Source organism: Paenibacillus sp. GCM10023252, assembly GCF_042653305.1.
Taxonomy (GTDB): domain Bacteria; phylum Bacillota; class Bacilli; order Paenibacillales; family Paenibacillaceae; genus Pristimantibacillus.
The window spans coordinates 159,740-179,991 of sequence record NZ_JBHSHW010000029.1 but is presented as its reverse complement, the minus strand read 5'-3'; the positions used below and the strand labels follow the sequence as shown (position 1 = coordinate 179,991).

The following is a 20,252-nucleotide window of genomic DNA, read 5'->3' as shown; positions in this document are numbered from 1 at the left end:
GACGCGGCCGCTGCCGAGCCGCGCCTGGCGCTGCGGCTCGACCAGCTCGCGCAAGCGAGGCGGCTCGAAGGCGAAGCCGCCGCGCTTGCGCGAGAGCTTGCCGCTGGCGAGCGCCGCTTCGCGGACGCCGCTGCGCGGCAGGCCCATGCCAGCGAGGAAGCTGCTGGCCTGCAGGACAAGCTCAGCCGCGCCGCTGCTCGGCAGAGCGAGCTGAAGACCGAGCTGCGCAGCGTACAGCTGCAGCCGCAAGAGAGACAGCAGCGGCTCAGCCTCTCGAGCCGCCTGGAGCAGCATGCTGCGTTAACCTCGCAGCATACGGCAGTTAAGGGCGAACTGGCCGATCAGCTCATGGCGATGCAGCACAGCGAACAGAGGCTTCGAGCTCTCTCCGGCGAGCAGCTCCAGCTCCTGAAGCAGCTGTCAGAATCCGCAGGACAGTTAGCTCCTCTTCATTCTGAGTTACAGAATCTAGAGCAAGCGGTAGATGATGTAGTTACCGCGCTGCCAAGCCGAATACAAGAGGCGCGTCAAGCTGAGCGGGCGAGGGAGCATGCCAAGCTTGCTGAACAGCTTGCAGAGCAATTGGGTAGCGGGGAGCCATGTCCGGTGTGCGGTGCGACCGAGCATCCTGCCCTGCACAGAGGCGTGCGGGAAGAGAAGGCTGTCGATGGGATACATCCTGGGGAATGGCAGACAGCTATTCCTTATCTTGAAGAGATACTGACCAGGCTTCGACTGGCGAAGCCGCAGATTACCTCCCTGCTGCAACGAAGCGGAGAGTTGAAGCTGCGCTTAGAGGAAGAGGCTGCTCATACTGAAGCAGCTATTCATTCAGTTGATGCTGCTAGTGCTGCTTATACTGCCGATGCAGCTTATCCTTCAGCTCATACTGAGCAGCGCCGCTCCATCCTACTCTCTAGTGCTTCGCCTCTCCCAGGCGCAGCAGATGCAGCTCATCCTTCAGCTCATACTGAGCAGCGCCGCTCCATCCTACTCTCTAATACTTCGTCTCTCCCAGGCGATGCCTACGCAGCTGATACAGCTAGACTTCAAGCGGCTGCAGCTTCTGCTGTCCAGCTGTCTGGTCGGAGCGTCGAGGGCGGAGAGCTAGGCGCCTGGGCTGATCTGGCCGAGTCTCTCACCCGGCAGTCCATGGAATGGCTGCAGAGGAGCGAAGCCGAGTCTACTGTCCTGCTAAGGAGCAAGCTGGACGTGGAGAGACGTCACGATAAGATACAGACGGAGCTGGAGCTGCTGCGCAAGCAGAGCGCTGCTGCGCAGAGGAAGCTTGAAGATGCGGAACAAGCTCTGAGCGCTGCTGAGCGACTGTGGGACGAGCAGTTCCCTGACGTTGATCGAGCGAAGGCGGATGACACGCTGGAGGAATGGAACAGACGAGAGCAGGCCTCTGACGAGCTTGCACTACGGCTGGAGCGCAGTGTAAGCTTCATTGAGACGACAACTGCTCAGCTTCAGCAGGCCCAGCAAGCTGTGTACACGGCGGGGCTTGAGACCACTGGCTTGGTGTCCAAGCTCGAGCAAGAGAGAGCAACGTTAAGCGAGAAGGAAGCGAGGCTGGGAGAGTGGACAGGCGGAGAGCCAGCGGAGCAGTTATATACAGCAGCCGAACAAGAGCTGGCCGCCCTGAGACTTCGCCTCAAGTCGGCACAGGCAGCTCATGAGGGGGAAGCACAGCTGCTTCAGCAAGCAGGTGAGGCGCGTGCAGCTGCTGAGGCGGAAGCACGAGCCGCTTCAGAGCAGGCGGCTGCTACTTCGTCTGTCCTTCAGCAGTCACTAGCTCTATCTCCATTCTCGCAAGCCGATGAAGCGGCCGCGCTCGTTCCTCTGCTGCCTCATATGGATGAGATGGCACAGACAATTAAGCAGCATCGGGAAGCCGACAACCAGCTGCAGGCTCAGATTCGGCTGCTGAAGGATCAGCTGCTCGGACGAGCTGTCACGGAAGAGGAATGGGGGATTGCGCTCCACACGTTCCAGGATACGAAGCAGTGGGATGAAGCTGCCCTGCAGCTGCTCGCAAGAGCTCAGAGGGATCGAGATGAATTGCATAGCAAGCATGCCAGGTGGACGGAGCTTGAGCAGAGACGAATAGAGATGAAGACGCTATTAGGCAGGCTGCATACCCTTCAATCCCTATTCAGAGGAAATGCATTCGTAGAATTCGTCGCGGAGGAGCAATTAGCCGGGGTATGCCGCGCAGCTTCCGAGCGGCTCAGCTATCTCACTCGGAGACGCTATGCGCTGGAGGTCGATTCCGGAGGCGGATTCGTCATTAGAGACGATGCTAACGGTGGAATTAGACGTCCGGTATCTTCCCTATCAGGAGGAGAGACGTTCTTGGCTTCACTAGCGCTTGCGCTTGCACTAAGTGCCCAGATTCAGCTGAGAGGAAGGTATCCGCTGCAATTCTTCTTCTTGGACGAAGGCTTCGGGACGCTTGATCCTGAACTGCTCGATATTGTCATTACAGCGCTAGAGAAGCTGCAGACGAGCGAGCTCTCCGTCGGTGTCATCAGTCACGTGCCAGAGCTTCGTTCACGTCTCGCGCGAAGACTGGTCGTCCACCCTGCCGAGCCGTCGGGACAAGGCAGCCGAATCCAGATCGAGACGATGTAATCGCCCCAGACCACTTCACACAGGAGGATAGGCTACAGATGGAAGACAAGACAGTGAAGCGATCCTATGCGCTGCCCATAGCGCTTATGCTTCTCGTATTTAGTGCCATAGGCAACGTATTTTTATATTCACAAGTGCTGCAGCACAAGCAAGAGGACAGCTATTCGCGTGGAGAGAAAATCTTCTTAGCTGCAACTGAGGCTCATTCCTTCACGCGAGAGCTAAGGGAACATGTCAGTGCTCTAATCGTTACCAATAATCTGAGTGATAGGGCCGAGATCAAGTTCCGGACCGGAGCAGCCTATCGTTATGCGGAAGGACTCAATACCTTCATCCTGGAAGGTCAACGGCTGGAAGGGGGAGGCGAAGACGTGAGCGGGGTGCAGAATCCGAAGCTTTTTCTTGACGACGTACAGAAGGCTCTGCTGAACATAGGCAATCATGAAGGTGCCTTGACAGAGGAAGAGCGGGCTTACTTGATTAAGCTTGATGGAGTGCTAGGCAAGCTGAACGTTATTACGAGCCAATTCAACTTCGACGGGACAAGCAAGAGCGCACTCATCCGGAGCGGTAACGGCTATGACTGGCCTGAGCTGTCCAAGAAGCTTCTACAAGCAATGAATGATGAGAAGAGTATGGCGTTCTCTTAGATCGTCATACCCAGAATTGTCCTATAATCCAGTTCAAGAAGACGAAGGGATGTCCCCCAAGTAGAATTTGTAATTTCTACAGCGGAGACATCCCTTTATCATATATCTGTTCACACTCTCACAGGACGGATCTACCCAATTGGGTGGAACTCTATCCCAAGCTCTTCACCATCTTCACATGCGGAATGCCTTCTTCAAGGAATACTTCAGAGACGGTCTTGTACCCTAGTCTGATATAGAAGGGTTCAGCCTGTGTCTGTCCGTTCAACATCGCCTGATGAGCCCCTCTAGCCTTGCCAAGCCTCTCTAGCTCGTCCACAATTAGACGCCCCAGACCATACTGTCGATATTCCTCCAGCACGCAGATTCTCTCCAGCTTCGCTGTAGGTCCGCTGTAATCCAACAGCCTTACTCGTCCCGTTCCTACTGGAATGGTACCGTCGTATACGACCACATGATCTGCTTCTGCAGTGAGAGAGTCGAACTCGTCATATTCTCGATCTGCCGCGACCCCTTGCTCCTTGACGAATACTTCTTGCCTTACGGAACTTGCATCGTCCAACTGCTGCTGATTTGTAATTTTTGTGATGACAAGCTTATTTTCGGTATGTACAGAATCCTGTACGTTATTAGAATCATTCATTATTCTATCTTCCTTCCCTGTGTCGAGCTCACTTCAGATTGCTATTTTACTACAAAAGAAGCTCACAGTGTAGCCAAATGCCTACTCATGAATAAGATGTGAACATGTGAAGGCTTGCGAAGAGGGTATGCTTCGCCAAACTGTTAGAGGAGGTTCATTCTCATGGATGAAAATAAAGGGTTAGATACATCGGAGATGAAAAAATGGTGCTCCGACCATATGCACCGTTATGTGCTGGCGCATACGAAGGACGGCTGGTGCTGTGATGGAATAATTGAACATATGGATGATGAATATATCTGCCTAGCTGTTCCAAGTGGAGGAGAGATGATGCAAGACCGGGCGTTGCTGCCTTTTGGACCATTCGGCGGCGGCTTTGGCGGATATGGAGGAGGATTTGGTGGTTACGGAGGCTATGGCTACCCACCGCTCTATCCTTATCCCTATTACCCGCGCAGACGCTTCGGCAGACGCGTATTCCCCCTTGCAGGTCTGCTAGGCTTATCCTTGCTTCCCTATTATTGAGGAACCGCCCCGAGGCTGGCTGAATCGGCCGGCCTTTGGGCGTTGGACGAGCCTCTCCCTTATTTGATATGATAGGAATGAATGAACGTTATGGCGGAGGGAGGGAATGAGAGATGGATTGTATTTTTTGCAAAATCATTGAAGGCACGATCCCTTCTTCGAAGGTGTATGAATCCGAACATGTCCTTGCCTTCAAGGACATTCAGCCTGCCGCGCCAGTACATATACTAATTATCCCCAAAAAGCATATTCCAACGATGAATGAGGTTGCGGATGAGGATGATGCGGTTATTGCAGAGCTGTTCTCGGCCGCTCGTCACATTGCGAGAGAACAGGGGGTAGCCGAGGCAGGATACCGGTTAATTAACAATGTGAACTCCGATGGAGGCCAGGTAGTCTATCATTTACATCTGCATCTTCTCGGGGGCAGTAAGCTTGGACCACTTTTGGCAGATAAGCTAAGTTGACACTGGGTTTTGTTTTAACATATAATGAAATTTGATAAAACCGTGTTATATGCTCTGGACGGTCTGTTTCGGAGGGAGGGAAAACTGGTGTCTGAAACTAAAGTTCGTAAAAACGAGACGATTGATGCTGCACTTCGCCGCTTCAAGAAGTCTATCGCTAAAGACGGCGTTCTCGCTGAGGTGAAGAAGCGCAAGCATTATGAAAAGCCGAGCGTTAAGCGCAAGAAGAAGTCTGAGGCTGCTCGTAAGAGAAAGTTTTAGGAGGATCCTTCCACAATGAACCTGAGCGAACGATTGACCGACGATATGAAGCAAGCCATGAAGAATCAGGACAAGTTCCGACTATCCGCGATTCGGATGATGCGTGCAGCGATAAAGAACTTGGAAATTGATCTCAAGCGTCCGCTGGACGATAATGAAGTGCTTGATATATTGAGTCGTGAAGTCAAACAACGTAAAGATTCCCTCCAAGAATTTGATAAAGCCGGCCGCCAGGATCTTGTTAATGATCTTGCTGCAGAAATCGAAATTATTGGTCAATATCTACCCACTCAGCTGACCGAAGAAGAAATCAAAGCGATAGTAACGCAGACCATCCAGGAACTCGGTGCTTCTTCCAAAGCCGATATGGGCAAAGTAATGGCCGCTCTTTTGCCGAAAGTCAAAGGACGTGCCGAAGGTAGACTAGTAAATCAATTGGTACAGCAAGGCCTACAATAACATACGATTCGGACTGCACAAACACCCCTTAACCGGGGTGTTTTTTGTATAGGTACGAAACCTGACAAGATAACAGTCCGTATTAGGGAATACTATGGGCATGATTAGAGGAGGGGACGGATTGTTACAGAGACTAAGGAGGGTTCATGTTGCCCTCATCCTGTTGTTAGTCATGCTTGGGATATGGGGCGGACATGGCCTTGCGCCAAGCGCTCAAGCGGAGACGGCTGCTCAGGAAGCTGGGCCAGCCGTCTACATCGTACCGGTGAAGCAGACGGTCGAGCAGGGGCTTAAGTCCTTCCTAGAGAGAGCCTACAAGGAAGCGGAAGAGGCTAGAGCCGAGCGAATAATATTGGTCATTAATACGCTTGGTGGTCGAGTGGACAGTGCAGAGGAGATTGGTCATCTCATACGCACGAGCCCCATACCGACGACCGCATTCGTCGAAGGCAAGGCCGTATCTGCTGGAACTTACATTGCGCTGAACGCTGAGCATATTGTTATGCAGCCAGGCAGCACAATCGGTGCGGCGGCCGTCGTCGACGGTTCAGGCACCTTAATTACTAGTCCGAAGGTTATCTCCTTCTGGACGAAGCAGATGACAGAAGCTGCTGAGCTGCAAGGCCGCAATCCTAACTTAGCGGCAGCGATGGTCAATCCGTCAGTCGTGCTTGATGAGAAGCGGGACGGGATAGCCAAGGCGAAGGGAGACATTCTCACGCTGTCTGCCAATGAAGCTGCGAAGCTGGGCTATGCGGAGCATACCGCTAGTTCCGTAGAGGAGACATTGACATGGCTGAAGCTAGACCAGCGCGACCAGATTGCATTCCATCCTTCTTTTGCCGAGAATGCGGCTAGATGGCTCGTTAATCCTGCGGTTATGACCGTGCTGCTTATACTTGGCATTGCCGGGGTGGCCATCGAGATGCTCGTTCCAGGACTTGGCTTCCCAGGCTTCGTCGGGATTGTATCCTTCGGCCTATACTTCTTCGGGCATTATATTGCCGGCTTCGCGGGGATGGAATCGCTCGTCTTGTTCATCCTGGGGCTAGCGCTGCTCGTCATTGAGCTGTTCGTGCCAAGCTTCGGCATTCTCGGCATTCTCGGAAGTCTGGCGCTCATCGCCGGGGTCATTACCGCTGCTCCGGATCCGAAGTCAGCTCTGTTGTCCTTGGGCGTTGCCTTCGTGCTCGCTGTAGTGATCATCTACTTCGCGGGTCGCAAGTACAAGGGAAGAGGCATATGGAATCGATTCATCCTGAAGGAGAGTCTGACGACCGAAGAAGGGTTCATTCCGGCAGAATCCAAGGAAGCCTTGCTGGGCAGCTATGGTGTATCGATTACTCCTCTTCGCCCTGCAGGGACAGCGCTCATTGATGGACACCGAATTGATGTGGTCACCGACGGTGTATTCATCGACACGAACGAAGAGATTGTTGTCATTAAGGTGGAAGGGACTAGGGTTGTCGTGCAACTAAAGGTATAATAATCTGGGATCATTCCCCAACACAAATTATAGGAGGTCATCTTCATTATGTTCGGACTGGATTCTACGGTAACATTCTTAATCATTGCTGTCATTGTCATCATTGCTCTGTCTGTGTTCCTGAGCTTCTTCCCCATCATGCTCTGGATCTCCGCGCTCGCCTCAGGCGTTCGCATTAGTATCATTACGCTGGTAGCCATGCGGCTGCGCCGCGTTGTACCGAGCCGAATCGTGAATCCGATGATTAAGGCTACCAAGGCGGGGCTAGGGCTTAACATTAATCAGCTAGAGAGTCACTTCCTTGCGGGTGGTAACGTCGATCGAGTCGTCAATGCCCTCATTGCAGCACAGCGTGCGAATATTCCACTGCCATTCGAGCGTGCAGCAGCGATTGATCTTGCTGGCCGTGACGTGCTTCAGGCGGTACAGATGAGCGTTAATCCTCGTGTCATCGAGACTCCTATTGTGGCAGCCGTTGCGAAGGACGGCATTGAAGTTAAGGTTATCGCAAGAGTGACCGTAAGAGCGAATATTGATCGATTAGTCGGGGGTGCTGGGGAAGAGACGATTCTCGCACGGGTAGGCGAGGGGATTGTCAGTACGAACGGTGCGGCTAACTCTCACAAGGACGTGCTGGAGAACCCGGATGTCATCTCCAAGACGGTGCTGGGCAAGGGGCTTGACGCCGGTACGGCCTTCGAGATTCTGTCCATTGATATCGCGGACGTGAATGTTGGCCGTAACATTGGCGCTCATCTGCAGACGGAGCAAGCGGAGGCAGACAAGAAGATTGCCCAAGCGAAGGCTGAGGAACGACGAGCTATGGCCGTCGCAACAGAGCAAGAGATGAAGGCGAAGGTAGTCGAGATGAGAGCACGGGTCGTAGAGTCCGAATCTCAAGTTCCGCTTGCGATGGCGGAAGCGCTGAAGAGCGGCAAGATCGGTGTCATGGATTACATGAACTTGAAGAACATTGAAGCAGATACGCAGATGCGCAATTCCATTGGCAAGGACGGCACATCTCCTACTGACAAAGATGGACGTTAAGCGATGGAGGATCTCATTGCCTTAATCGTTAACAATCTGTATCTCGTATTCGTACTGGGAGGCATCCTGCTTACCCTCATCAGCAAGGCGGGAGCTAAGCGTAAGGGGAGTAATCCCCGGATGCCAGACTTCGGTGGCGGAGGGATGCCTAATCCGATGAGACGCTTGGATGAGCCCTCTCATCATGAACCAGGTCGGCCTAGTCCCTCCACATCTGAGATGACGGCCCCCACATCGTTCAAGGTCAAGGCTCAGCCGCCTCAGGGTACTACCACACCTCGCAGCTTCACAGCTGCAGCAGCCCCCTCAGGGTTCGCAGCCCCTGCGCGAAGCAGCGAGGAGGATGAACAAGGCCATAATCAAGATGAATCGGCTCGCGTCACTCTGGAGGGTAGCGAGCTGCGTCGAGCGGTCATCTGGGCCGAGGTATTAAGCCAGCCTAGAGCGAAGCGACCGTATGGCAAGTGAATACATGGCAGTATCCAGCTGTTCTGAATCGCTTTATGCGATGAAGGACAGCTTTTCTTTTTTTGGTTACCCAGTTAGCTCTAGCAGCCTCCGTCATGAATCTCCTCATAATCCGTTCTCTTCCCGCATAGTTTGTTACAGTAGCCATTCCTTCGTGCGGGCTTCGCCTGTTCGCCTTGCTAATTAGACTAACTGATCTCTCATGAAGCGCTTGCTAACCTGAATGTAAGGGGGACGTTGAATCCATATGCGCCGCTTGAATCGCAAGCTAAGGAAGCTGACTGCGGATGTGCTCGATCTGCCGCAGGATGTCGTCTATGATCTCCCCCGAATTACGTTGATCGGCAATCGACAGCTGTATATAGAGAATCATCGAGGGGTCATTCACTTCTCAAGCGACCGGTTAAGGCTGGCTCTTAGCAAGGGCGAGCTGGAGGTGTCCGGCAGAGAGCTTGTCATACGCACGATCTGGACAGAGGAAGTGTTCATCGAAGGGTTCATTAAGCATATTGAGATGCTGGATTAGAGGAGGCTTACCCTTGTGGAGAAGATGACATGGATGCAGTGGCTTAGGGGTGTTGTGACCGTACGAATAAGAGGAGAGCACCCAGAGGCGCTTGTCAATGGTGCGCTTAAGGGAGGGCTGCAGCTGTGGTCGATACGATGGACAAGCCCGGACCACTTACAATTCGAAGTCTCGGTTAGCGACTTTTTCAAGCTTCGTGCGTATTTAAGAGAGACAGGCTGTCGCATGCATGTGTTAAGGCGGCAAGGAATGCCCTTTTGGCTTGCGAAGGCGGAGAAGCGTAAGTTTTTCGCTGTGGGTCTTGTTATTTTCCTAACAGGCATCTATCTGCTCTCCTCGCTGGTGTGGGACGTCGAAGTGAAGGGGAATACCCGAATTCCTGAGGAGCACATTCTGCAAGTGGCCAAGCAGGAGGGGTTATACCCGTTCCAATGGTCGTTCCGCTTAACAGATGCTGATGTGCTGTCGAAGCGTCTCGTATCGAGGCTCCCGGATGCTTCGTGGATTGGAGTTGAGAAGAAGGGTACCCGTGTCATCATTCAAGTGGTGGAGACGACGCTGCCGCAGCCCCAGACCCTCTACAGTCCTCGTCATCTCGTTGCGTCCGAGGATGCGGTTGTCACTCAGATTCTTGCCGAGGCTGGCAGACCGGTCGTGAAGAAGAACCATCGTGTGAAGCGGGGACAGATCCTTATATCCGGCACGATTGGTGCGGATGCGAATACGCGAACTGTCGTAGCCAAGGGCACGGTAAGGGGGCTTGTCTGGTATGAGTATCAGATAGCGTCTCCACTGACGCAGAAGGTTAAGGTGTACACAGGTGAATCAATAACGAAGTGGTATGCGGTTATCGGCAGCCGCGCCGTTCAAGTGAGCGGTTATGGCAAGGAGCCGTATGCTCAGGCAGAGACGATTCAGGAGCTGAAGCAAGGGAAGTGGCGCTCGTGGACGCTCCCGCTCGGCAAGATGAAGGAGACAATTCTCGAAGTGCGGACCGATGTTCGAACGCTGTCGAAGGAAGAGGCCAGGTCGACAGGTATTCTGCAGGCGAAGGCGAACATTATGGTGAAGGCTGGAGAAGATGCTGTCATCCGGGATGAAAAAATTTTGCATGAAAAGTCGGACAATGGTAAAGTTTATATGAAAGTTCTATTCGAAGTGGAGCAGTCCATTGTACATGAAATGCCACTAGTCCAAATGCAGGGAGAATGAGATATTGTCGCTAACGGAGACTAAGGTAGTAAAAATTCCGCTTGACAGCGCAGCGGAGGGATTAGCTGTATTCGGACCGCAAGACAAGTACTTGCGTCTAGTTCAGGGGCAAGTAGAAGCATCCATCACCTCGCGTGAGGCAGAGATCGTCATTACAGGCTCAGCCTCCGAAGTTGAATCATTAGAGCAATTGTATACGGTACTGCTGCAGCTCTTCCGTGGAGGCTATACCCCATCAGAGCGTGATATAGGGTATGCGCTCGACCTGGCTCGTACGATGCAGGCTGAGGAATTGCTGGATCTCTTCAAGGCAGAGATTACAACCACATTCAGAGGCAAGCCGATTCGAGTGAAGACGATCGGACAGCGTCACTATGTCAAGTCGATTAAGAAGCGGGACATCGTATTCGGTATCGGTCCGGCGGGCACAGGCAAGACTTACCTGGCTGTCGTGCTTGCAGTGGCAGCCCTCAAGGAAGGCTCAGTGAAGCGAATTATATTAACCCGTCCTGCTGTAGAGGCTGGCGAGAATCTAGGCTTCCTGCCAGGTGATCTGCAAGAGAAGGTAGATCCCTATCTGCGGCCTCTCTATGATGCACTCCATGATGTGCTTGGTCCTGATCAGACGGTTAAGGCGTTGGAGCGGGGGATGATTGAGATAGCGCCGCTCGCTTATATGAGGGGCCGCACGCTCGATGATGCCTTCATCATTCTAGACGAGGCGCAGAATACGACTCCTGAGCAGATGAAGATGTTCTTGACGAGGCTTGGCTTCGGCTCCAAGATGGTCATCACGGGCGATGTAACGCAGATCGATCTTCCAAGAGGCAAGAACTCCGGACTTATAGAGGCGCAGCGTATTCTGCGTGATATTGATGAGATAGGCATGATCTTCTTCTCCGAACAAGATGTTGTTCGTCATTCTCTGGTGCAACGCATCATAGTAGCTTACAACCAGGACGCTGAAAACAAAGCATAGAGGGGAATGTACGCTGCATGAATCCTAATCAGGCCGTTAAGCGGGGAACGACTCAGCCGTCGAGGACGGCAGGATGGAAACAGAGCTCTGCTGTTCAATGGGGGCTCATGTTTCTTTTTGTGCTGTTGTTCTACTTCAGCCTGTCTCCCCATCTCGTCCCTGAGACTTATGATATTCAGAAGGGCGCGGTCAGCGACCGCGATATTATAGCTCCACATCAGATGGAAGACCAGAAGGCTACTCTTAAGGCCCAGGAAGAAGCCGCTAACCGGATAGATTCTATCTATTCCATAGTGGCTCTGCGGAATGAGAATCTCATCGATCAGATCTTCCTTCGGATTGAGCAGCTCAATGCTGACAACGAGGTTACCGTTCAGAATAAGATTGATATCTATCGGAACGAGATTCCGAACAAATATTCCGAGTTCACAGACAACTTCATTAAGGTGAATAAGGGAAGCGGAACCTATAATGATCCGTTGTTAGAAGAGATGGCGGGCATTGTGAAGGACCAGCAGTATACGATACCTGAGGAGACGTTCTATAAGCTGCCCAAGCTGACGAGCGAGCAGCTGGTTGAGATGAGGCAGGTTGGCATAGAAGTGGTGCGCAAGCTAATGGTCGAACAGCTTCGCGAAGCGGAGACAGCGAGGACTCGCGTAGCTGAGCTCGTGAATGCCAGCTCCTTGTCCGATCGTACATCCAGAGAGATCGTTCAGGAGCTTGCCCGGTTCGCTATTATGCCGAATAAGTTCCTAGACAAGGAAGCGACGGATGAAGCGAAGGTGCAGGCGAAGAAGAATACCCCTCCAGTTGTCATTAATGAAGGGGATGTCATCGTCAAGAGAGGGGAATCGATTACCCCCGAGATGTATGAGCTGCTGCAGGAATCCTCGCTGCTGCAGGATAAGAAGAACTACTGGCCTCAGGTTGGCCTTCTCTTATTTTCCTTGCTGTTCGTACTAGTTATCTACAGCTACCTGCATCAAGCGGGCGGGGTTAGCGGGTCCAAGCTCAGTTATAATAATTCCCAGCTGTTCATGCTCTGGCTAATCTTCCTGATTAACATGATGATTATGCAGATTGCTGCCTTGACGCAGACGGACTCGGCGCCTTATGCTGGTTATCTTGTCCCGGCTGCACTCGGAACGATGCTTATCACCCTGCTTCTTGATATGCATCTGGCCGTTGTGAGCGCCTTTCTATTCGCCATTCAAGGGAGCATCATACTGAATACGGAGCAGGGACAGATATTCGACTTCCAGTTCGGATTCGTCATTATAGTCGTATCCTTCACCGCAATCTTCACCATTCATCGCGCCAGCCAGCGATCTACTATTCTCAAGGCTGGCATCATGGTCTCGCTGTTCGGATCCTTGTCAGTACTCGCCATACTGCTCCTCAATGAACAGCTTGATCGAGGAGTTATGATCTATTCCGTTGCCTTCGCCTTCGCGAGCGGACTACTGACCGCTGTGCTGGTCATTGGGCTGATGCCGTTCTTCGAGGTCACCTTCGGTATCCTGTCGGCGCTTAAGCTGGTGGAATTATCGAATCCGAATCATCCGCTGCTGCGCAAGCTGCTCACGGAGACGCCTGGAACGTATCATCACAGCGTAATGGTAGGCAATCTGTCCGAAGCGGCGGCAGAATCGATTGGCGCAGATGGCTTGCTCTGCCGGGTTGGATCCTTCTACCATGATATTGGGAAGACGAAGCGGCCGAATTACTTCATTGAGAATCAGACGAATATTGAGAATCCTCATGATACGATTGAACCGAAGCTGAGCAAGTCCATTATCGTTGCTCACGCCAGAGATGGTGTAGACATGTTAAGAGGGTATAATATACCTAGACCGATTAGAGATATCGCTGAGCAGCATCACGGCACGACTTCGCTTAAGTACTTCTATCACAAGGCGATTAAGCAAGCGGAGGAGCAAGGCATTCAGCCTGACTTCACGGAAGATGACTTCCGTTATCCCGGGCCGAAGGCGCAGTCTAAGGAAGCAGCCGTTGTCGGGATAGCCGACTGTGTCGAAGCCGCTGTCCGCAGCTTGCGGGGCCCGACGGTAGAGCAGATTGATGCGATGATTCACAAGATTATTAAGAGCCGGCTTGACGACAATCAATTCAATGAATGCGACCTTACGCTAAGAGAGCTTGATAAGATCGCTCATTCCTTGAAGGAGAGTGTGTTAGGTATATTCCACTCACGTATTGAATATCCGGAAGATGTGAAGTCAAAGGAGAGGCTGGCATGAGCTTACGGTTAGAATGGAACAATGATCAAGAGAAAGTCGACATCCCGGAGGCTTGGCTGGATAAGCTTGAGCAGCTGCTTAAGCTGGCTGGAGAAGCCGAAGGAATCGAGAGCGGAGAAGTGGCGCTTACCTTCACAGATGACGAAGAGATTCATCAGCTTAATCTGGATTACAGAGGAATCGACCGTCCGACAGATGTCCTGTCCTTCGCGATGCAAGAGGATGGAACCGAAGAGCTTGATATCGTGTTCGAAGTAGAGAATGAAGACGAAGAGGATCCTCTCTCAGGCGTGCTGGGTGATATTATTATCTCCGTAGAGCGAGCCGCAGCACAGAGTGAGGAGTATGGACATTCACTCGAGCGAGAGATTGCCTTCCTATTCGTTCACGGGTTCCTGCATCTCATCGGATATGACCATGGGGATGATGAATCCGAAGCCGTCATGACACGGAAGCAGGAGGCTGTGCTTGAGCAGGTTGGATTGACAAGGTAATGAGGCGCTTCACCAATAGCTTCCGTTATGCTGCCTCCGGCGTCTATTATGCAATTAGCAGCCAGCGTCACATGCGTATTCATCTAGCTGCCTCACTAATCGTTATCATACTCGGACTGCTGCTTAACCTTAAGCGAATGGAATGGGCAATACTTCTGCTGACAATGGCAGGTGTCATTGCCTCTGAGATGATGAATACCGCAGTAGAGAAGACGGTTGACCTGGTTACGTCTGAATACCATCCTCTAGCCAAGGCGGCTAAGGATGTGGCGGCTGGAGCGGTCTTGATCGCCGCTCTATTCGCTGTCATCATCGGGCTGCTCATTCTTGGGCCGCCCTTATGGCGGTTATGCGGATTGCCTTCCTAACCGGTTCTTATATATAGTTAGACTATGATATGCTTAGTGCAGCGGGAGGCTTGTAATGTTCGAATATGAAGGCTTGTCACCAGCTTATGCGGAATTACTCCATGCGGCAGGTGAGGCAAGGAAGCGGGCCTATGTGCCTTATTCACAGTTCCAAGTGGGTGCCGCCCTGCTGGATGAGCACGGGAATGTACACCAAGGGTGTAATGTAGAGAACGCTGCATACAGTCCGACGAATTGTGCGGAGCGTACAGCGCTGCATCGAGCGATTGCTGACGGCGTTCAGCCAGGAGCATTCCAAGCGATAGCAGTCATTGGAGACACAGATGGTCCAATAACCCCATGCGGCGTATGCCGCCAAGTTATAATTGAGCTATGCCGGCCGGATATGCCGGTCATTATGGGTAATCTAACAGGGAAGTGGACGGTTACGACAGCGGCTGCATTGCTGCCGGGCGCGTTCACACCCGCACAGTTGAGAGGGGAACAAGATCACACCAATGAATCAACCAACCAATAAGTTCCGTTCCGGATTCGTTGCCATAGTCGGCAGACCGAACGTAGGTAAGTCTACCTTAATGAACCATCTCATCGGGCAGAAGATTGCGATCATGTCAGACAAGCCTCAGACGACACGCAACAAGATTCATGGTGTCTACACGAAGGATAATGCGCAGATCGTATTCTTGGATACACCGGGTATTCATAAGCCCTCATCGAAGCTCGGTGATTATATGATGCAGACGGCTAATTCCGCTCTGCAGGAAGTCGAGGCTGCACTATTCTTAGTTGACGTATCCGAGGGAATTGGCGGCGGAGACCGATTCATTATCGAGCAGCTCAAGAAGGTCAAGACACCGGTCTTCCTTGTGATGAACAAGATTGACAAGGTCCACCCGGAGGCGCTGCTGCCCATTATTACACAGTACAAGGATCTGTACGACTTCGCTGAGATTATTCCAATCTCTGCTCTTCAGGGCAATAACGTAGATACCTTGCTGAATCAGATCATTAAGTACTTGCCTGAAGGTCCGCAATACTATCCAGCCGATCAGATTACCGACCATCCAGAGCAATTCGTCTGTGCAGAGCTGATAAGGGAGAAGATTCTCCACATGACTCGTGAGGAGATTCCGCATTCCATTGCGGTGCAGATTGAGGATATGAAGGTGAAGGAGAATGGAGTCGTCTATATCGGCGCTGTCATATTCGTTGAACGGGATTCTCAGAAGGGTATTGTCATCGGCAAGCAAGGCGCTGTGCTGAAGGAAGTTGGCAAGCAAGCTCGGCGAGATATCGAGATGCTGCTCGGTTCCAGAACGTTCCTTGAGCTGTGGGTGAAGGTGAAGAAGGACTGGCGCAACCAGGACCGTGTCCTGAAGGATCTTGGTTTCCGCAGCGAATAATTCGTAACTGACGTTTTTTACTAAGGATAGGCATCCATGAATTATCGCATCCTAATAACGTCTCGAGCATCATTTCCGAGGGCGAAAGGATGATACGAATGCGGAATTTTTCGTGGAAGTATTTTACGATGACCGGGGATGTGGAATCCTATATGCTCTACAAAGAAATGGACCAGGTTGGAGCGGAGGAACATCCAGACATTGTGCTGGATGAAGAGTCCGCAGTGGAATATGAGGGGGCGTCCGGCTCCTGATTCGTAATCCTTCAAGGATTGCTGGGGCTGATTCTCTCTTATCATGGGGGAGACAATGCAATATGCTGTATCGTGTCGAAGGAATCGTCATTCGCAGCATGGACTATGGGGAAGGCAACAAGATTGTAACCCTTCTTACGAAGGGGAACGGCAAGGTCGGTGTACTTATACGCGGGGCCAAGAAGCTGAAGAGCCGGCATTCCTCGCTGGCTCAGCCCTTTACATACGGTGAGTTTGTTTTTTTTCGCAACAGTGGCCTGGGCACTCTTAATCATGGGGAGATCTTGGAATCTCACCATAAGCTGCGTGAGGGACTGGACCTCGCTGCTTATGCTTCCTATGCGGCAGAGCTGACCGATCGGGCTCTTCAGGAGGATGAAGCTGGCAGCTTCGTCTTCGAGCAGCTTAAGGCTTGTCTCGCTGGATTAGCTGAGGGCAAGGATGCACAGATTGTCGTTCACGTCTATGAGATGAGAATTCTTGAGACAGCAGGATATGGTGTTCAGTTAGATGAATGCGTTAGCTGCGGCAGCGCACAAGGTCCCTTCAAGCTAAGTCCTGCAGCCGGAGGAATATTGTGTACGCGCTGTTATCATAGGGATCCTGCCGCTCTTGCAATGAGTGATGGGGCCTTCAAGCTGCTTAGACTGTTCAGCAGGATGGATCTCAGGAGGCTCGGGTCCATTCAAGTGAAGACGGAGACGAAGGCTGAGCTCAAGCTGCTCATTCGCAGGCTCATGGATATGCATCTGGGGCTGCAGCTCAAGTCACGGCAATTCCTTGACCAGCTGGACAAGTACACCTTATAGGCCAAGCGAACCTATTTGACATCAGAGGTAAAAGCGTCTAATATAGAAAAATATGAATAGGGCAATGATGGAGATAGTAGTCGCTGCAGGTTGTTGTTAAGCGAGCCGGGGATCGTGTGAGCCTGGCCAGACCTTGCGATGAATGGCACTCCGGAGTCATCGAACGGCAAAAGAGGGTTGGCTGGCAGCTGACCAAGTAGGGTGGAACCGCGGGAATGATACTCTCGTCCCTACGTCTGGCAACAGGCGTAGAGACGAGAGTTTTTTGTCTGCCTGAAGCGCGTTGAATCGTTAGAACTTTGATTGGAGTAGAAAAGGAGCGAGCGAATATGAATTTTCAAGGTATGATCCTTACGCTGCAGCAGTTCTGGGCAGAACAGAATTGTATTCTTGTTCAGCCTTATGACACGGAGAAGGGCGCGGGTACGATGAACCCGATGACATTCCTGCGTTCCATAGGTCCAGAGCCTTGGAATGTGGCTTATGTTGAGCCGTCTAGACGGCCGGCAGACGGCCGATACGGAGAGAACCCTAACCGTCTCTACCAGCATCATCAATTCCAAGTCATCCTGAAGCCTTCTCCGGATAATATTCAAGAGCTGTACCTGGAGAGCTTGAAGCGCCTCGGCATTGATGCCGCTCACCATGATATCCGCTTCGTTGAAGATAACTGGGAATCCCCGACGCTCGGAGCATGGGGCTTAGGCTGGGAAGTATGGCTTGATGGCATGGAGATTACCCAGTTCACTTACTTCCAGCAGGTAGGCGGCATTGATGCAAGTCCGGTAGCCGTCGAGATTACTTACGGGATGGAGCGTCTTGCGTCTTACATTCAGCAGAAGGAGAACGTCTTCGACCTCGAGTGGGTTAACGGAGTTACCTATGGTGACGTGTTCTTGCAGCCGGAATACGAGCATTCGAAGTATACATTCGAGACTTCGGATACAGCCATGCTCTTCAGCTTGTTCAATATGTATGAAGAGGAAGCGAAGAAGACGATGGAGCATAAGCTTGTCTTCCCGGCCTATGATTATGTATTGAAGTGCTCGCACACGTTCAACCTGCTTGATGCTCGGGGAGCTATCAGCGTCACAGAGAGAACAGGCTATATTATGCGGGTCCGCAATCTCGCGCGCGCTTGCGCAGCAACCTATCTGGAAGAGCGCGAGCGACTCGGATTCCCATTGCTGAAGAGAGGAGTGGAGGAGCTTGGCTAGAGATTTTCTACTAGAGATTGGACTTGAGGAAGTACCGGCTAGATTCGTTCGAGGAGCGGTGAATCAGCTTCATGACAAGCTGGTCAAGTGGCTGGCGGAGGCTAGGATCGCGCATGGCCAGACGAATATATATGCTACACCTCGGAGGATTGCGGTACTTATTGAAGCGGTTGAAGGCAAGCAGTCCGATGTGAATGAGGAAGTGAAGGGTCCGTCTCGCAAGATCGCACTTGATGAGTCCGGCAATTGGAGCAAGGCTGCACTAGGCTTCGCACGCAGTCAAGGAGTGGAGCCGGAAGGCTTGTTCTTCCAGGAGCTAGCTGGCGTGGAGTATGTATACGCGAAGAAGAACAGCATTGGAGCAGAGACGGCTTCGGTCCTGTCCGAAGGACTAACCGCCCTCATAACGTCCATGTCCTTCCCTAAGAACATGAGATGGGGAAGCTATGAACTGAAGTTCATCCGCCCCATTCGATGGCTGATTGCTCTATATGGGCAAGATATCATTCCACTTGAGCTCGCAGGTGTGAAGAGTGGGAACGTATCGAGGGGACATCGCTTCCTCGGCGAGGATACGGTTATCCATGAGCCTTCAGCCTATGTAACCCGCCTGCGTGAGCAGCAGGTTATCGTTGATATCACCGAGCGCGAGCATCTCATTACGAAGCAGATCAAGGGATTGGCCGATGAGCAAGCTTGGGAGATTACGATCAAGCAGGACCTTCTGGAAGAAGTGCTGTTCCTCGTTGAATACCCGAACGTACTGTACGGTACCTTCGATCCTGCCTTCTTGAGCATTCCTCAAGAGGTACTGATCACTTCCATGAGAGAGCATCAGCGTTACTTCCCGGTGCTGAACAAGTCGGGACAGCTGCAGCCTTACTTCGTTACGGTTCGCAATGGCGATCGCACGTCCATTGAGCAAGTAGCTAAGGGGAATGAGAAGGTGTTAAGAGCACGCCTGTCCGATGCGAAGTTCTTCTACGAAGAGGATCATAAGCTTAGTATTACGAATGCTCTGCATAAGCTTGAGAATATTGTGTATCACGAAGAGCTCGGTACTGTTGCTGACAAGGTGCGCAGAATTACAGCTGCAGCTGATCTGCTTGCAGCGAAGCTGCAGATTAGCGCTCAGGAAGCAGGGGATGTGAATCGTGCAGCTGCAATCTGCAAGTTCGACCTTGTCACTCAGATGGTCTATGAATTCCCAGAGCTTCAGGGCATTATGGGTGAAGATTACGCCCGCAAGGCTGGTGAGAAGGAAGCGGTAGCGGCAGCAATTAATGAGCATTATCAGCCTCGTTATGCGGGTGACCGTGCACCTGCGTCCTTGATTGGGGCCATAGTCAGTCTGGCTGACAAGCTGGATACGATTGCTGGCTGCTTCTCAATCGGTATTATTCCTACCGGATCCCAAGATCCATACGCACTGCGGAGGCAAGCTGCTGGTATCGTGCAGATCATTATGGCCCATGGCTTGAAGCTGACGTTAGCTGATCTGTTCGATATTGGACTAGGGGTTCATGCGAAGGGAACGATGAAACGAAGCGAAGCCGAAGTGCGTAGAGACATGTATGACTTCTTCGCTCTTCGGGTCAAGAACGTACTCTCCGAACAAGGCAGCCGATATGATGTTGTGGATGCCGTCATGGCGGCAGGCTTCGATGACCTGCGCTTCGCCATTGAACGGGCAACCGTCATCTACACGTTGACTTCAGGGGATAATCGTGATGAGTTCAAGCTCACGGTGGATGCCTTCAATCGTGTAAGCAACCTGGCAGCCAAGTCTACAAGCAAGATGATTCAGCCTGAATTGTTCGCTGAACCTGCAGAGACTGCACTGTATGAGCAGTGGAAGAAGGTCCACGAAGCTTACTGCGAAGCGTTGGAGCGCAGAGATGCCTCTAGAGCAATTGCAGAGTTGTCTTCCCTGCAGCAGCCGATTACCGACTACTTCGAAGCGGTAATGGTCATGGCACAGGAGGAAGACATTCGAGCGAATAGGCTAGCATTGCTTGCAGCCATTGCTGACGATGTCGCTGCAGCAGCAGACTTCTCTAAGCTGGTCTGGTAATCGAACCGG

The 20,252-nt window shown here is 52.0% G+C and carries 22 protein-coding genes; 21 read left to right on the top strand and 1 reads right to left on the bottom strand.

Features of this window, described 5'->3' with window-relative positions; genetic code table 11:
* Positions 1–2,637, top strand: a 2,637-nt coding sequence (locus tag ACFO9Q_RS17170; RefSeq protein ID WP_379184270.1) for an SbcC/MukB-like Walker B domain-containing protein, incomplete at its 5' end; no start/stop codon positions are given.
* Between the two features lie 38 nt (positions 2,638–2,675).
* Positions 2,676–3,287, top strand: a complete 612-nt coding sequence (locus tag ACFO9Q_RS17165; protein ID WP_379184268.1) for a hypothetical protein — start codon at positions 2,676–2,678, stop codon at positions 3,285–3,287.
* 151 nt (positions 3,288–3,438) lie between these two features.
* Here the strand turns inward: ACFO9Q_RS17165 and ACFO9Q_RS17160 are convergent, their stop codons facing one another.
* A complete protein-coding gene (locus ACFO9Q_RS17160) occupies positions 3,439–3,930 on the bottom strand; it encodes a GNAT family N-acetyltransferase (RefSeq protein WP_379184266.1) in 492 nt (163 codons plus the stop codon).
* A 162-nt stretch (positions 3,931–4,092) separates the two neighbouring features.
* On the opposite strand from ACFO9Q_RS17160, the gene ACFO9Q_RS17155 reads away from it, so the two are divergent.
* The 19 genes from ACFO9Q_RS17155 (at position 4,093) to glyS (ending at position 20,243) form a co-directional block, all read left to right on the top strand.
* Positions 4,093–4,455 carry a hypothetical protein gene (locus tag ACFO9Q_RS17155; RefSeq protein ID WP_379184264.1) on the top strand — a complete coding sequence of 121 codons (363 nt, stop codon included), beginning with the start codon at positions 4,093–4,095 and terminating at the stop codon, positions 4,453–4,455.
* A 113-nt stretch (positions 4,456–4,568) separates the two neighbouring features.
* Positions 4,569–4,922 carry a histidine triad nucleotide-binding protein gene (locus ACFO9Q_RS17150; RefSeq protein WP_379184262.1) on the top strand — a complete coding sequence of 118 codons (354 nt, stop codon included), beginning with the start codon at positions 4,569–4,571 and terminating at the stop codon, positions 4,920–4,922.
* A gap of 87 nt (positions 4,923–5,009) precedes the next feature.
* On the top strand, positions 5,010–5,183 hold the full coding sequence (rpsU, locus tag ACFO9Q_RS17145) for a 30S ribosomal protein S21 (protein WP_166243715.1): 174 nt from the start codon (positions 5,010–5,012) through the stop codon (positions 5,181–5,183).
* A 15-nt stretch (positions 5,184–5,198) separates the two neighbouring features.
* Complete coding sequence (locus ACFO9Q_RS17140) at positions 5,199–5,642, top strand: GatB/YqeY domain-containing protein (protein ID WP_379184260.1); 444 nt, start codon at positions 5,199–5,201, stop codon at positions 5,640–5,642.
* Between the two features lie 121 nt (positions 5,643–5,763).
* Complete coding sequence (locus ACFO9Q_RS17135) at positions 5,764–7,128, top strand: NfeD family protein (RefSeq protein WP_379184258.1); 1,365 nt, start codon at positions 5,764–5,766, stop codon at positions 7,126–7,128.
* Positions 7,129–7,176: 48 nt separating this feature from the next.
* Positions 7,177–8,175, top strand: a complete 999-nt coding sequence (floA, locus tag ACFO9Q_RS17130; RefSeq protein ID WP_379184256.1) for a flotillin-like protein FloA — start codon at positions 7,177–7,179, stop codon at positions 8,173–8,175.
* 3 nt (positions 8,176–8,178) lie between these two features.
* Complete coding sequence (locus ACFO9Q_RS17125; protein WP_379184254.1) at positions 8,179–8,643, top strand: hypothetical protein; 465 nt, start codon at positions 8,179–8,181, stop codon at positions 8,641–8,643.
* Between the two features lie 247 nt (positions 8,644–8,890).
* Positions 8,891–9,169 carry a sporulation protein YqfC gene (gene yqfC, locus ACFO9Q_RS17120; protein WP_379184252.1) on the top strand — a complete coding sequence of 93 codons (279 nt, stop codon included), beginning with the start codon at positions 8,891–8,893 and terminating at the stop codon, positions 9,167–9,169.
* 24 nt (positions 9,170–9,193) lie between these two features.
* Positions 9,194–10,381: a sporulation protein YqfD gene (gene yqfD, locus ACFO9Q_RS17115; RefSeq protein WP_379184595.1), complete on the top strand. Its 1,188-nt coding sequence runs from the start codon at positions 9,194–9,196 to the stop codon at positions 10,379–10,381.
* 4 nt (positions 10,382–10,385) lie between these two features.
* Positions 10,386–11,360, top strand: coding sequence for a PhoH family protein (locus ACFO9Q_RS17110; protein WP_379184250.1), 975 nt, complete (start codon positions 10,386–10,388; stop codon positions 11,358–11,360).
* Positions 11,361–11,377: 17 nt separating this feature from the next.
* On the top strand, positions 11,378–13,624 hold the full coding sequence (locus ACFO9Q_RS17105) for an HD family phosphohydrolase (RefSeq protein ID WP_379184247.1): 2,247 nt from the start codon (positions 11,378–11,380) through the stop codon (positions 13,622–13,624).
* Positions 13,621–14,118, top strand: a complete 498-nt coding sequence (gene ybeY, locus ACFO9Q_RS17100; protein ID WP_379184245.1) for an rRNA maturation RNase YbeY — start codon at positions 13,621–13,623, stop codon at positions 14,116–14,118. Before ACFO9Q_RS17105 ends, ybeY begins: the two co-directional genes overlap by 4 nt.
* On the top strand, positions 14,118–14,486 hold the full coding sequence (locus ACFO9Q_RS17095; protein ID WP_379184243.1) for a diacylglycerol kinase family protein: 369 nt from the start codon (positions 14,118–14,120) through the stop codon (positions 14,484–14,486). The genes ybeY and ACFO9Q_RS17095 overlap by 1 nt, the downstream gene beginning before the upstream one ends.
* 55 nt (positions 14,487–14,541) lie before the next feature.
* Entirely contained in the window at positions 14,542–15,003 is a 462-nt protein-coding gene (gene cdd, locus ACFO9Q_RS17090; protein ID WP_379184241.1) for a cytidine deaminase, read from the top strand.
* Positions 14,984–15,889 (top strand): GTPase Era, encoded by a 906-nt coding sequence (gene era / locus ACFO9Q_RS17085; protein WP_379184239.1) that lies wholly within the window; start codon positions 14,984–14,986, stop codon positions 15,887–15,889. Before cdd ends, era begins: the two co-directional genes overlap by 20 nt.
* Before the next feature lie 98 nt (positions 15,890–15,987).
* Entirely contained in the window at positions 15,988–16,143 is a 156-nt protein-coding gene (locus tag ACFO9Q_RS17080) for a YqzL family protein (RefSeq protein WP_379184237.1), read from the top strand.
* A gap of 62 nt (positions 16,144–16,205) precedes the next feature.
* Positions 16,206–16,952, top strand: a complete 747-nt coding sequence (gene recO / locus ACFO9Q_RS17075; protein WP_379184235.1) for a DNA repair protein RecO — start codon at positions 16,206–16,208, stop codon at positions 16,950–16,952.
* Between the two features lie 329 nt (positions 16,953–17,281).
* Positions 17,282–18,169, top strand: coding sequence for a glycine--tRNA ligase subunit alpha (gene glyQ / locus ACFO9Q_RS17070; RefSeq protein ID WP_379184233.1), 888 nt, complete (start codon positions 17,282–17,284; stop codon positions 18,167–18,169).
* A complete protein-coding gene (gene glyS / locus ACFO9Q_RS17065; RefSeq protein ID WP_379184230.1) occupies positions 18,162–20,243 on the top strand; it encodes a glycine--tRNA ligase subunit beta in 2,082 nt (693 codons plus the stop codon). The genes glyQ and glyS overlap by 8 nt, the downstream gene beginning before the upstream one ends.
* The last annotated feature ends 9 nt before the right edge of the window (positions 20,244–20,252 follow it).

What these genes read in the sequence shown, in the direction of transcription:
- cdd (WP_379184241.1), top strand. Translation starts at nt 14,542, where the DNA reads ATGTTCGAATATGAAGGCTTGTCACCAGCTTATGCGGAATTACTCCAT.
- ACFO9Q_RS17080 (WP_379184237.1), top strand. Translation starts at nt 15,988, where the DNA reads ATGCGGAATTTTTCGTGGAAGTATTTTACGATGACCGGGGATGTGGAA.
- floA (WP_379184256.1), top strand. Translation starts at nt 7,177, where the DNA reads ATGTTCGGACTGGATTCTACGGTAACATTCTTAATCATTGCTGTCATT.
- yqfD (WP_379184595.1), top strand. Translation starts at nt 9,194, where the DNA reads ATGACATGGATGCAGTGGCTTAGGGGTGTTGTGACCGTACGAATAAGA.
- ACFO9Q_RS17165 (WP_379184268.1), top strand. Translation starts at nt 2,676, where the DNA reads ATGGAAGACAAGACAGTGAAGCGATCCTATGCGCTGCCCATAGCGCTT.
- ACFO9Q_RS17125 (WP_379184254.1), top strand. Translation starts at nt 8,179, where the DNA reads ATGGAGGATCTCATTGCCTTAATCGTTAACAATCTGTATCTCGTATTC.
- yqfC (WP_379184252.1), top strand. Translation starts at nt 8,891, where the DNA reads ATGCGCCGCTTGAATCGCAAGCTAAGGAAGCTGACTGCGGATGTGCTC.
- ACFO9Q_RS17140 (WP_379184260.1), top strand. Translation starts at nt 5,199, where the DNA reads ATGAACCTGAGCGAACGATTGACCGACGATATGAAGCAAGCCATGAAG.
- ACFO9Q_RS17160 (WP_379184266.1), bottom strand. Translation starts at nt 3,930, where the DNA reads ATGAATGATTCTAATAACGTACAGGATTCTGTACATACCGAAAATAAG.
- ACFO9Q_RS17150 (WP_379184262.1), top strand. Translation starts at nt 4,569, where the DNA reads ATGGATTGTATTTTTTGCAAAATCATTGAAGGCACGATCCCTTCTTCG.
- ACFO9Q_RS17095 (WP_379184243.1), top strand. Translation starts at nt 14,118, where the DNA reads ATGAGGCGCTTCACCAATAGCTTCCGTTATGCTGCCTCCGGCGTCTAT.
- ACFO9Q_RS17155 (WP_379184264.1), top strand. Translation starts at nt 4,093, where the DNA reads ATGGATGAAAATAAAGGGTTAGATACATCGGAGATGAAAAAATGGTGC.
- glyQ (WP_379184233.1), top strand. Translation starts at nt 17,282, where the DNA reads ATGAATTTTCAAGGTATGATCCTTACGCTGCAGCAGTTCTGGGCAGAA.
- era (WP_379184239.1), top strand. Translation starts at nt 14,984, where the DNA reads ATGAATCAACCAACCAATAAGTTCCGTTCCGGATTCGTTGCCATAGTC.
- recO (WP_379184235.1), top strand. Translation starts at nt 16,206, where the DNA reads ATGCTGTATCGTGTCGAAGGAATCGTCATTCGCAGCATGGACTATGGG.
- ybeY (WP_379184245.1), top strand. Translation starts at nt 13,621, where the DNA reads ATGAGCTTACGGTTAGAATGGAACAATGATCAAGAGAAAGTCGACATC.
- ACFO9Q_RS17105 (WP_379184247.1), top strand. Translation starts at nt 11,378, where the DNA reads ATGAATCCTAATCAGGCCGTTAAGCGGGGAACGACTCAGCCGTCGAGG.